Source organism: Bradyrhizobium sp. LCT2 (assembly GCF_009931255.1).
In the GTDB taxonomy this organism is placed as follows: Bacteria; Pseudomonadota; Alphaproteobacteria; order Rhizobiales; family Xanthobacteraceae; genus Bradyrhizobium; species Bradyrhizobium diazoefficiens.
On sequence record NZ_CP034432.1, the window covers coordinates 5019437 to 5030595 of the forward strand.

At 63.9% G+C, this 11159-nt stretch carries 12 protein-coding genes; 8 read left to right on the forward strand and 4 right to left on the reverse strand.

The window, feature by feature from the left end; all coding sequences use genetic code 11:
• Positions 1–84 precede the first annotated feature (84 nt).
• Positions 85–558 carry a hypothetical protein gene (locus tag EI171_RS24195; protein ID WP_246740254.1) on the reverse strand — a complete coding sequence of 158 codons (474 nt, stop codon included), beginning with the start codon at positions 556–558 and terminating at the stop codon, positions 85–87.
• On the opposite strand from EI171_RS24195, the gene EI171_RS24200 reads away from it, so the two are divergent.
• The 3 genes from EI171_RS24200 (at position 545) to EI171_RS24210 (ending at position 3626) form a co-directional block, all read left to right on the forward strand.
• On the forward strand, positions 545–1042 hold the full coding sequence (locus tag EI171_RS24200; RefSeq protein WP_161534863.1) for a hypothetical protein: 498 nt from the start codon (positions 545–547) through the stop codon (positions 1040–1042). The two genes, EI171_RS24195 and EI171_RS24200, sit on opposite strands and share 14 nt — an antisense overlap.
• Before the next feature lie 105 nt (positions 1043–1147).
• Entirely contained in the window at positions 1148–2755 is a 1608-nt protein-coding gene (locus EI171_RS24205) for an acyl-CoA synthetase (protein WP_161534864.1), read from the forward strand.
• Positions 2756–2765: 10 nt separating this feature from the next.
• A complete protein-coding gene (locus EI171_RS24210; protein WP_161534865.1) occupies positions 2766–3626 on the forward strand; it encodes a PCC domain-containing protein in 861 nt (286 codons plus the stop codon).
• 16 nt (positions 3627–3642) lie between these two features.
• Here the strand turns inward: EI171_RS24210 and EI171_RS24215 are convergent, their stop codons facing one another.
• Complete coding sequence (locus EI171_RS24215; RefSeq protein WP_161534866.1) at positions 3643–5706, reverse strand: DUF1217 domain-containing protein; 2064 nt, start codon at positions 5704–5706, stop codon at positions 3643–3645.
• Positions 5707–5974: 268 nt separating this feature from the next.
• Here EI171_RS24215 and EI171_RS24220 point away from each other — a divergent pair, with 268 nt between their 5' ends.
• The 3 genes from EI171_RS24220 to EI171_RS24230 all read left to right on the forward strand — a co-directional run bounded on the left by EI171_RS24220 (position 5975) and on the right by EI171_RS24230 (position 9050).
• Complete coding sequence (locus EI171_RS24220) at positions 5975–6742, forward strand: AAA family ATPase (protein WP_011087476.1); 768 nt, start codon at positions 5975–5977, stop codon at positions 6740–6742.
• Between the two features lie 791 nt (positions 6743–7533).
• Positions 7534–8100, forward strand: a complete 567-nt coding sequence (locus EI171_RS24225) for an SRPBCC family protein (RefSeq protein WP_011087475.1) — start codon at positions 7534–7536, stop codon at positions 8098–8100.
• A 2-nt stretch (positions 8101–8102) separates the two neighbouring features.
• Positions 8103–9050 (forward strand): cytochrome D1 domain-containing protein, encoded by a 948-nt coding sequence (locus EI171_RS24230; RefSeq protein WP_161534867.1) that lies wholly within the window; start codon positions 8103–8105, stop codon positions 9048–9050.
• A gap of 39 nt (positions 9051–9089) precedes the next feature.
• Here the strand turns inward: EI171_RS24230 and EI171_RS24235 are convergent, their stop codons facing one another.
• The gene (locus tag EI171_RS24235; protein WP_161534868.1) at positions 9090–10016 is read right to left on the reverse strand and encodes a nucleoside hydrolase; all 927 of its coding nucleotides are present in this window, start codon (positions 10014–10016) and stop codon (positions 9090–9092) included.
• Positions 10017–10051: 35 nt separating this feature from the next.
• Positions 10052–10693, reverse strand: coding sequence for an HAD-IA family hydrolase (locus tag EI171_RS24240; protein ID WP_161534869.1), 642 nt, complete (start codon positions 10691–10693; stop codon positions 10052–10054).
• Positions 10694–10792: 99 nt separating this feature from the next.
• Here EI171_RS24240 and EI171_RS24245 point away from each other — a divergent pair, with 99 nt between their 5' ends.
• Together EI171_RS24245 and EI171_RS46785 are read left to right on the forward strand one after the other, a co-directional pair.
• On the forward strand, positions 10793–11020 hold the full coding sequence (locus EI171_RS24245) for a DUF433 domain-containing protein (RefSeq protein ID WP_161534870.1): 228 nt from the start codon (positions 10793–10795) through the stop codon (positions 11018–11020).
• A gap of 1 nt (position 11021) precedes the next feature.
• Complete coding sequence (locus EI171_RS46785) at positions 11022–11159, forward strand: DUF5615 family PIN-like protein (protein WP_157839442.1); 138 nt, start codon at positions 11022–11024, stop codon at positions 11157–11159.

Here is an 11159-nt window from a genome sequence, read left to right on the forward strand (position 1 = left end):
CCGACCGGCGCCGGTACGCGTGACCAGCCCGCTGCGCACTGGCCCCGGTGCGGCGGCTTCCCGGCGGCTTCAAACCGATGTCTGTCAGTCCGCGGCCTTGGCCACGCGCGTATCTTCGCTCGGCTGTTGGCGGACGCAGCCCTGGCAGATGACGAGGGCGCGGTTGACCCTGGCGTCCTGCTCGGCCTCGATACCGTCCTGCGCCTGCCACCATTCCTTCGAATAGGGCTGAAGTCCGGCTTGCGAACTGTTGCGCTCGGATACCGCGGCGGATCGCGTTGTTCGCGATGGCCCCGAGGCGGGGCGCTGCTGATTGGGATCTTCGCCCGCACCGTCCCAGGCAAAGCGGGCAGGCCTGAAGGCCGGATCGGAAGCGAGATGCGCCTGCGGCGCGACGGCACATCCGGCAAGCGCCAGCGACAACAGGAGGAAGGCGGGCGCTTTGACCATGATGCGGCACTCTGTACGCGAGAACTGGCTGAGGTTGCGCCGATCATGTTTAAAAATCCCTGAACGACTGCGGCATCGCCGACGACCAATGCGCATGCGCTGTTTCATCCTCCTGCTCGCTCTGCTCGTCACCGCTGCGCGCGCCGACGACGCAAGACCATTCAACCCGGCCGACTATCCAGCCGGTGTGCAGAAGGCGCTGCGCTACGCCAACGAGGAGTGCGACAGCCAGGACGGTGGCGCGGTAACCTTTGCGCCGGACACGGTGCGCCGGATCGACCTGACCGGTGACGGCCGCGACGACTACATAGTCGATTTCCGCGACACAAAATGCGGGGAGCGCGAGACCACTTATTGCGGAACCGGCGGCTGCGTCATGAACATCCTGGTGACGCTGCCGGATGGCAGCGTGCGCCCCGTGTTCGACGGCTATGTCCGCAGCTACAAGATCGTGACGTCGCCGGTGAAGCGCGGCGCCGCGCGCACCATCCGGTTCGATCTGCATGGCAGCTATTGCGGCGGTTTTGGCGCGCAGGCCTGCGTCAAGGAGAAGACGATCACGGCGACGCCGTTCGCGTTCAAGCAGCCGTAGAGCAGGTGCGCGGCCGGCGGCCTTGCGGGGGTGCGGGCGTTGGCGATAAATGGGCAGCAAGGAGCGGGCGGCTTGCGCGCCGTCCGCAGTCGAAGAGGAAGCCCCATGCAGCCCCTGCGCATGTCCCGCCGCGTCATGAATCTCGCTCACATGCTGACCCAGAATGCGCGGCGGCATGGATCGCGTCCCGGTTTCGTCTGGGGTGACAGGTCCTGGACCTGGCGCGAGATCGACGCCCAGGTCTCGGCACTGGCGGCGGCGCTCGCCGCGCGCGGCATCGCGAAGGGCGACCGCATCCTCGTCCATTCCAAGAATGGCGATGAGATGTTCTTCTCGATGTTCGCAGCGTTTAGGCTCGGTGCGGTCTGGGTGCCCACCAATTTCCGCCTGATGCCGGACGAGGTCTCCTACCTCGCCCAGGCCTCCGGCGCGAAGGCGTTTCTGTGCCACGTCGATTTTCCCGAGCACGCGGCGGCCGTGAGCGGCGGTGCGCTCGCGTTCACCTGGAGCATTGACGGCAAGGGCGCGTTCGGCGAGGCGTCGGTTGCAGATGCCATCGCATCGCATGCGGGGCACGCGGTCGAGAACGTCGCTGTCGAGCACGACGATCCCTGCTGGTTCTTCTTTACCTCCGGCACCACGGGCCGCTCCAAGGCCGCGGTGCTGACCCACGGCCAGATGGGCTTTGTCGTCACCAACCATCTCGCCGATCTGACGCCTGGCGTCACCGAGGACGACGCCTCGCTGGTGGTGGCGCCGCTCTCGCATGGCGCCGGCGTGCATCAGCTGGTGCAGACCGCGCGAGGTGTACGCACCGTGCTGCTGCCGACAGAGAAATTCGACATCGACGAGGCGTTCCGCCTGATCGAAAAGCATCGGGTCAGCAATCTCTTCACCGTGCCAACCATTCTGAAGATGATGGTCGAGCATCCCGCCGCCGACAAATACGATCACTCCTCGCTGCGTCACGTGATCTATGCCGGCGCGCCGATGTATCGCGAGGACCAGAAGGCCGCGCTGAAGAAGCTCGGCAAGGTCATCGTGCAGTATTTTGGACTGGGCGAGGTCACCGGCAACATCACCGTGCTGCCGGCGGCGCTGCACGACCCCGAGGACGGCCCGCATGCGAAGATCGGCACTTGCGGCTTCGAGCGCACCGGTATGCAGGTCTCGATCCAGGACGACGAGGGCCGCGAGCTCGGGTCGAACCAGAGCGGCGAGATCTGCGTGATCGGTCCTGCGGTGCTCGCCGGCTATTACGACAACCCCGAGGCCAATGCGAAGGCGTTCCGCAACGGCTGGTTCCGCACCGGCGATCTCGGCCACATGGACGAGGAGGGGTTCGTCTACATCACCGGCCGTGCTTCCGACATGTACATCTCCGGCGGCTCCAACATCTATCCGCGCGAGATCGAGGAGAAGATATTGACGCATCCTGCGGTCGGCGAGGTTGCCGTGCTCGGCGTGCCCGATGCGACCTGGGGCGAGGTCGGCGTCGCCGTCTGTGTGGCGCGCGAGGGCGCGAAGGCTGTGAGTGAAGCGGAGATGGCGGCATTCCTGTCGCCCAAAGTGCCGCGCTACAAGATGCCGAAGCGGTTCTTCTTCTGGGAGGCGCTGCCGAAGTCCGGCTATGGCAAGGTGCCGAAGCGCATGGTGCGTGACGAGCTCGAGGCGCGCGGATTGCTCGACCTCGACAAGACGAAAACAGGCTGAGCGGGGGGACATGCGCAGCATCAAGCAGCCGGGCGCACCTGGCGCAGAACGCATCCAATGGGTGGAGGCGAGGGGACGCGCTTTCACGTTCATGCTTGAGGCAGGCGTGCCGCTGCTGGAAGCCGCACGCCGCGGCTTTGCGGGGGAGGGTTTTGCCGGCGGCGTGCTGAACTTCGGCCGCGGCACGCTCGGGCCGTTTGCCTATGTGATGCCGGCGCTGTCGAAGACCGGCGAGAACGCCGCGTTCTACAGCGAGACGTTCCGGCCCGAGGGCGTGACGCGCACGAAGCTCGGCCGCATGACGCTCGGCACGCGGGACGGCGCGCCGTTCTTTCATTGCCATGGGCTGTGGACCGAGGCAGACGGCAAGGCAAGTGGCGGCCATATGCTGCCGGACGAGACGATCGTGACTGAGCCGTTCGAGGTCGAGGCCTTCGGCCTCGACGGCGCGATGTTCACGGCCGAGCCCGATCCCGAGACCAATTTCAAGCTGTTCGGACCGGTTGCGGCTGCGAGCACTGGTGCGCGCACGACCAGCCGCGCCTTCGCGCTGCGGCTGCGCCCCAACCAGGACTTCGCTTTCTGCCTCGAAGGCTTTTGCCGCGAGCACGGCATTGCGCGCGCGAAGATTCATGGCGGCGTCGGCTCGACCATCGGCGCCCGCTTCACCCATGGCGGCGTGACCGAGCCGTTTGCGACGGAGCTCGCGGTGACCGCGGGTGCGATCGCGCCGGGCCCTTCGGGTGCACTCGAAGCGGCGCTCGATGTCGCGCTGATCGACTACACCGGCGGCATCGCGGAGGGGCGTCTGATCCGTGGCGACAATCCCGTGCTGATGACCATGGAATTGGTGCTCGAGGTGTTGAGCTAATCTCGGCGAGCGATCGTCAGTGAGAACGTAGCTTGGCAATGGCCAAGTACGTAGAGTCACTTAGCCCCGAGCCGGATCCCTGAAAGAGATTGAGCAAGGGGGATTGTCCCTGACCGATGCTCTGGCCGTTTTTGACGTCATACATGGCGGAGAAACGGCCCAGCAGCTTTTCGACCTTCGCGGGATCGGAAAGATCTTTGATCTTCATGAATTTGTCCACGAACTTGGCCTGCTGGTCGATTGGCATCGCCGCCATCGAGTCAGGCAAATTGAAGGTGGTCCTGAACACCTCCGAAAGAGCCTTGTCGGCAAGGATGTCGTATGCGGACGTGATCTCCCCCGCCTTTCGCTGGAAATAGAGCGCCAGGCGCACGCCGGGATTCGTATCGCCCTGCTGCTGCTCGAGGCTTTGCTGGAGATAGTTCGCCTGTGTTTCCCGCAGCTGGACTTGCTTCTGAGGACCAACCATCGCAAGGCGCGCGACATTGCCCTTGCTGTCGAAATTGAACGACGCCGCGATCTGGGCAAAGCGATGATCGCTCTCGGTGTTCGCGAAGCTCTTTGGATTATTCAGATCGGACGCGAATATCTTCTTCAGATATTCGGTGCTGACCTTCTTGGGGTCCAGGCCCTTGGCGACGAGAATGAAATCGACCATCTTCCGGTTCGCAAGCAGCTCAGAAACGCTGTCGATGCCTGCGATGGCCTCCTGATAGGACGTCGCGTCTTTCTGGGCCTGTTCCCGAACCGCTTTCTGCTGCTCAGGGCTTGCCTGTTTCAGCACTGCAATGACGTAGTCCTTCGCGGTCTGGAGGACTTTTGCCGAGTCCTGAGCCACCAAGGGGGTCGTCAGATTGCCCTTTGCGTCGAAGTTGAAGGCGCGCGCGAGCTCGACGTATCGGTTGTCCTTGAGCGTATAGACGAAGCTCTTGGGATCGCTGAGATCGCTTTCGAGGGCCGCCTTGACGGTGGCCTGCGAGACCTCTGCAGGATCGAGGCCGACGGCGCCCAGCGCAAAATCATACACGGCTGGAGTCGATACGAACGCCTGGACTGAATCGATCTTGCCGATCGCGTTTCTGAATTGAACGGTTGCGAAGGCCTCATTCAGGGGACTTGCCGCCGCATAGACGTCGGACTTGCTGTCGTCGAACCGCTTTGTCGTGAGCGTGACGTTTGCAGCAGTCTGCGCGGGCACACCCGACGGCAGCGACCCGTCAGCCGAAAACTCGAACGCGCCGGCCAGGTCTACAAAGCCACCTATCGTCGCGATCTGGTCGTTGAGGCTGGAAATGCTCTTCGTGTACGACTCCAGGTGATATTTTTCGACCAGGATCTGGACGTTCAACTGAGCCACGTCGGCGCCCGGTTGCGAGAGTTGGGCCGTGTAGTCGGCGATCTTCGTATTGGTGGCGCTCACGTCCGATTTGGCTTGAGCGAGCTGGGCGTTGAGGCCGGTCAACTGAGACGCGAAGGCGGTGTTGACGTAGCTGTTCGGATCGGATGGGTCGCTGCGCAGGACCTGGCTTATCGTGTCGGGCGGCCACTTGCTTTGATCGATCCCGAATGCCGAATAGACATAGTTGCGGAGACGATCGTTGTTCAGCAGCTGATCAGCACTGCTGATGCTGCCGATCTGGGCGCTGTAGTATTTCGTATCGTCCGCAAGTGCGTCGACCTGGCTCTTCTTGGTTGCCGTGTACAGACCGATCGTCTCGTCGGTCTGGTTCTCCGATTGCGCAACCGGCGTCGCAGTGCCGTTGAAGGAAAATGCCGCGGCAAACTCCCGATAACGCTTGTCGACCAGCTTGTTGACAAAGCTCTTTGCGTCGGAGAGGTCGCTCTCCAGCACCTTTCTCATGAAAGCCTTGGCGTAGGCCATGTCTTCCAGGCCATACGCCTTCAGTGCGTAATGATACAGGCGATAATCCTTCATGAGATCATCGACGGTCTTCACCTTGCCGATGTTGGCCTTGTAATAGGCGGCCTCTCGCGCGACGTCGGTCTGCTGTTCGACCCGCGTCAGGGATTGCTTGAGATGGTGCGAAATGTAGTTGTAGCTGAAATACGTTGATACCATCGCGCATTCCTCGCGGCTTCTTACGGTCCTGGACGTCCGTCAATCATTGCCGGGTCGCGAGGTGGGGGGCTGGCCTCATGCCAACAGATTGTCTCACAGCAACGTCTTCTTAAGGCGATTCTAGAGTACAATCTTAAGTTTTAGTTTGCGTCCAAGTGACGCGTGCCGAGTTTTGTTGCTGTATGTTTCTCAGATGCAGCTTTCGCGAAGATTGTGTTCCTGATATGTTCCGGCCGAAGTATCGACCGGAGCGGGTTGGAAGCTGGGCATGAGCCGAAGAAGCAATCGCACGATCAACCTGCCGGCGCCGTATCTGAAGCGGATCTGGCTCGATCCGTCGCAGGTTCACGATCGCGAGGCTTATCCGTTTTGCCTGCCCATCTTCCCGGATGATTTCGAGCTCAGCTTCGACGCCGCCATCACGATCATCGTCGGAGAGAATGGCACCGGGAAGTCGACGATCCTCGAGGGTATCGCGGCGCTTGCCGGCTACGACGATGCCGGTGGCGGCAAGGGCTACATGCCGGTCGATCATTCCGACGCGCGGGAGAAGATGGGTGGCCAGCTTTCCAAGGCGTTGCGCGCAAGCTGGCTGCCGAAGATCACCAACGGCTGGTTTTTCCGCGCCGAGAGTTTTTTCTCGGTGGCGCGATATCTCGACAAGGCCGCACGTGATGCCGGCCAGGTCGGACCCGATTTTCTGTCGCATTCCCATGGCGAAGGTTTTCTGCGCTTCTTCGAAGAGCGCTGCCAGCGCCAGGGCATCTTCATCTTCGACGAGCCGGAATCGGCGCTGTCGCCGGCGCGTCAGATCGAATTCCTGAAGCTCTTGCGACGCATGGACGACTCCCGCATCTGCCAGGTCATCATGGCCACCCATTCGCCGATGCTGATGGCCTATCCCAATGCGAAGCTGCTGCGGCTCGGGAAATACGGGCTGGAGCCGGTGACAGTGGAGGAGACCGACCATTACCGGCTGATGCGGGAGTTTTGTGACGACCCGCGGGGCTTCGTGGAGGCGACGCTGGCGGAATGATTGGGGGACGTCTCCCGCTTCAATGAGGCACGCGCATTGTTTTTCCACTCGCATCTGAATCGCGAACACACCTTCGCGGCCCCGCGGCATGAACTGCCCGAGCCTTGCTGTCGTCACCGCCCTCGAAAGTGCCGAGGGCGCAGGGAAGGCCGGGTGCCGGCTGGCACCCGCGGTCCGCTGTGCGCGAAATGCGCTGGAAGCAGATGCACAGCGGCATACAGGTGAAGCCGAACATCCGGCCTTCCCTGCGCAGTGGTTTTACGGCTTATGTCGTGATCTCCCCGGGGAGCGATGCACTATTGCCCCCGTCGCCTTGCGGATGGCTGACGCGCCCGCCCGGTCGGGCAGCACGTGTCACCGCAAGACTTGGCACACAGACCCCGGATGCCAGGACCACACGATTTTGCCGTACGCAGGCTGCACCGGTCGTGTGCGCGCGGGTCGTTGCTCACGGCGCGAGCCGCCCTGCAAACCACCTTCGCGCCGACGCCGCCTGCGTCCACCACGTCCCATCCCGCGTGTCGTGACGATCGCGATACGCCCCTCGGACCGGGCTGGGATGGCCGAAACATGCGACATTTCCGAATTCGCGTAAAGCGAATTGTTTTGATCGGAACGGATTGACCCCGGCCTTGTGTGTTTTGGCCGTCGGGCAACGCAAGGGATGGCGTGGATGCGGGAGCGATCCCCGCCACAGCCGTGCCACGAACCGGTCTCCCCACGGCCCGAAAATGCGCTACGATGATCGCAGCGCGCCTCAAGTCGCGCAGCTCCAGGAGTGAGGAAACGGTATGAGGATGAGAAGCGGAACGGCGGTCGCCGGGGTGGCGGCGCTGGCGGTGGCGGGGATGGCTCTGACGGCCGCATTTGAGCCGGTTTGGGCACACGGGCCGACCCGGCAGAAGGTGCGCGAATCCATCGAGATCAACGCAGCCCCGGCCAAGGTGTGGGCGGTGATCGGCAATTTCCAGGACATGAGCTGGCTCCCGCCCGTCACCAAGACCGAGGGCGAGAAGGGCAACGAGATCGGCGCGACGCGGCGGCTGACCCTGACCGGCGGGGCGACCGTGGACGAGGAGCTCTACAAGTTCGACGCGGCCGCCATGACCTATTCCTACCGGATCACCGCCGTGGACGTGAAGGTGCTGCCGGTCACCAACTATTCCTCGACGCTGACGGTGACGCCGAGCGCCGACGGCAAGGGCGCGACGCTGGAATGGGCCGGCGCGTTCTACCGCGGCTTTCCCAACAACGATCCGCCGCCGGAGCTGAGCGACGAGGCCGCCAAGACTGCGGTGAGCGGGCTCTACAAGGCCGGCCTCGAGGCACTGAAGAAGAAGATCGAGAGCGGAAGCTGACCGTGCGCGTGCTGGTCCTGGCGGCGATCGCCGCCAGCCTTGCCTGCCTCGGCAGCGCGTCCGCCGAGGAGGCCTTCGTCACCAACCAGCTCAGCGACGATCTGATGGTCGTGGACCTTGCCACCGCACGTGCGGTGGCAACAATCCCGATCGGCGGCAAGCCGGCGGGCGTCGCCGTCAGCGCCGACGGCCGCTTTGCCTATGTCACCAGCCCGGATGCCAAGGCGGTGACGGTGGTGGACGCGGCAACGCGGCAGGTTGCGGGGCGGATCGAGGTCGGCGGCGGCCCGCTCGGCATTGCCGTGGCGCCCGACGGCCGGACCGTCTATGTCGCCGACTGGTACGCCGCGGCGGTGCGGGTGATCGACGCGGCGAGCCGCAGCGTCACGGCCAGCATCGCGGTCGGCGCCTCGCCGTCGGGCCTTGCGGTAACGCCTGACGGCAAGCTGCTGCTCTCGGCCGACCGCGACGACGATAGCGTCTCGGTGGTGGACACGGCGACGCGCGCGCGCAAGGCGGTCATCAAGGTCGGCACGCGCCCGTTCGGCGTCACCATCGATACCGATGGAAAACGCGCCTACACCGCCAATGTCGGCTCCAACGACATCTCCGTGATCGACATCGCCACTGGGGCCGAGATCGGCCGCGTGCCGGTCGGGATGCGGCCCTATGCGGTGGCGCTGGCGCAGGGGCGCGGCTTCGTCACGGACCAGTATGGCGGCACCGTCAGCGTGTTCGATCTGGCGACGCTGAAGCCGGTGAAGCGCATCAATGTCGGCGACTACCCCGAAGGCATCAATGCAACCGCCGACGGCAAGCGCATCATCGTCGCCTGCTGGGAGAGCAACACGCTTGATATCATCGACGCCGCGGAGCTGAAGGTGATCGGCGAGGTCAAGACCGGCGACGGCCCGCGCGCGTTCGGGGCGTTCCTGCGGAGGACGGAGTAGGGCGGGCAGAGGCGCGGCGGACAAGTCGCTTTGCCCACCCTACGGCACTTTCGACGCGGTGAAATCCCGCAGCTTCAGGAAGAAGTCCTTCAGGATCGGGTTGCGATCCACGTAGGTCACGTAGCGGATCGGATGCCGCCTGCGGTCGATGCTCCACGTCATCTGGTCCGTGAGGACCGGAGCGGGGATGATCACGCTCGGCGCCCACATGGGGTTCAGCAGCCAGCCGACCGGCGCCATGTCCCAGATCTCCTTGGCCCAGCCCATGTGGTCGGACGAATACTCCTTGAACCGCATCGCGAGGAATGCGCCGATGCTGCCATGCGGTTCGACGTAGCGCTCGATCTCCGGCACCGTGCTGTGGAGGCGCGAGGTGACGCCCTTGCACGGCACCAGCACGAGCGGCACGCCGCTGTCGAGCAGCACCTGCGCACCGCCGACATCCTGCTTGAGGTTGAATTCGGTGGTGTCGGGCCATTCCAGCGCATGGCCGCCGAGCCAGACCACGACGATACGGTCGATGATATCGGGTGCCTTCAGAAGGGCGGAGGCGACGTTGCTGATAGCGCCGATGGCGATGACGTAGAGCGGATTGTCCTGCGTGCCCGCGCGTGCCCGGGCGATGAGGTCGTCCACGGCGGGTGCCGTCCGCGCCGTCTTGCCTGGGCCGACATACTCGGTGACGCCGCGATGAACCAGGCCTTCCGACGCGACGCTCAGACGCTCCAGCAGGCGGAGGATTTCTTGGTAGCTCAGCTCCATGCCGTGGCCGGGACTGTCCGCGCGCGCATTGAAGAACGGTGCGGCGTAGATCGCCTCGACCTCGAAGCGCTCCGGTGACAGCAGCATCTGCACGAGCGCGAATTGGTCGTCGATCTCGTTATAGGTGTCGGTGTCGAGCACGACACGTAACCGGCCGACCGGCGGTTCCAGGAGCTTGAGGCGCACTGCGTCCGTGAGTGTCATTGCCGTCTCCCTGGGCCGTGCGTGGCGATTGCGGATCAGGCTCTCTGCGGAATCCGGCACACCACTTCGGCAATGTCCTCCATCTGCGCGAACATGTGATCCGGCGCAAGCGCCCGCAACGCCGCTGGGGCCGCATAGCCCCAGCTGACCGCGCCGCAGGCGATGCCGACCGCGCGCGCCGCCTCGATGTCGCGCACTTCGTCGCCGATCGCGATGACACGGTCGAGCTCCACGCCGGCGCGCCGGATGACGCGGCGGAATTTCGCGGGCTTGCCGAAGATCGACGCAGAGCAGTCGAAATGCGCGAACAGCGCCGCGGCCTCGCCGAGCTTCTCGCGGGCATTGGCTTCGCTGTCGGAAGTCACCAGCGCGAGCTGCACGCCGTTCCCGGCCAGCGTCCGCAGCATCGTCTCGACGCCGGCAAACAGTGAAATCTCGCTAGCTGCCTCGGCCTTCAGCCGCCGCGCATGCCGCGCGATCGCCGGCAGCTTCCACAACGGCACTTCGAGCCGGCTGAGGATCTCACGGCTTGAGGCATGCCGCAGCTCCTCGACATCCTCATCCGCGACGCGACGAAAATTGAAGCGATCTGCGACATCGTTGATGGTGCGCAGGAACCACGGAAAACTGTCGGCCAGCGTGCCGTCGAGATCGAAGATGGCGAGGGAGTAGGGCATGGGGGAGTGGAAGTGTCGGGCGGACCTGCGCATCCGGTCCGCTGGCGACGCGCTGACAGATGCCATCGGAGATGCTAGATTAGGCTTCAGAGGTGACAGATGTCGGACCTACTGGCAAGGATTGCGGTCGATCCGCAGCCTGTGCATGGACGCCCATGTATTCGCGATCTGCGCATCACGGTCGCCGACGTCTTGGGACTGCTATCCGCCGGACAGTCGCGCGACAGCATTCTCGAGGACTATCCGTATCTGGAAGAGGCGGATATCGACGCAGTGCTCGCCTATGCCGCGCGTCAGGTTGACCACCCGATCATAGCGGCCAAATAGCTTGCTTTACCTGATCGACGCTCAGCTTCCCCCTGCACTCGCGGAAGCCTTACGTCGTGCTGGATACGATGCGGCTCATGTGGTCGAGTTCGGAATGGCGGCAACATCGACAATCGCGCGCTGGTGCGACAGTTTCTGA

Coding starts and splice junctions, on each gene's coding strand:
- EI171_RS24200 (WP_161534863.1), top strand. CDS start 545: ATGCGCTGTTTCATCCTCCTGCTCGCTCTGCTCGTCACCGCTGCGCGC.
- EI171_RS24195 (WP_246740254.1), bottom strand. CDS start 558: ATGAAACAGCGCATGCGCATTGGTCGTCGGCGATGCCGCAGTCGTTCA.
- EI171_RS24205 (WP_161534864.1), top strand. CDS start 1,148: ATGCAGCCCCTGCGCATGTCCCGCCGCGTCATGAATCTCGCTCACATG.
- EI171_RS24210 (WP_161534865.1), top strand. CDS start 2,766: ATGCGCAGCATCAAGCAGCCGGGCGCACCTGGCGCAGAACGCATCCAA.
- EI171_RS24215 (WP_161534866.1), bottom strand. CDS start 5,706: ATGGTATCAACGTATTTCAGCTACAACTACATTTCGCACCATCTCAAG.
- EI171_RS24220 (WP_011087476.1), top strand. CDS start 5,975: ATGAGCCGAAGAAGCAATCGCACGATCAACCTGCCGGCGCCGTATCTG.
- EI171_RS24225 (WP_011087475.1), top strand. CDS start 7,534: ATGAGGATGAGAAGCGGAACGGCGGTCGCCGGGGTGGCGGCGCTGGCG.
- EI171_RS24235 (WP_161534868.1), bottom strand. CDS start 10,016: ATGACACTCACGGACGCAGTGCGCCTCAAGCTCCTGGAACCGCCGGTC.
- EI171_RS24240 (WP_161534869.1), bottom strand. CDS start 10,693: ATGCCCTACTCCCTCGCCATCTTCGATCTCGACGGCACGCTGGCCGAC.
- EI171_RS24245 (WP_161534870.1), top strand. CDS start 10,793: ATGTCGGACCTACTGGCAAGGATTGCGGTCGATCCGCAGCCTGTGCAT.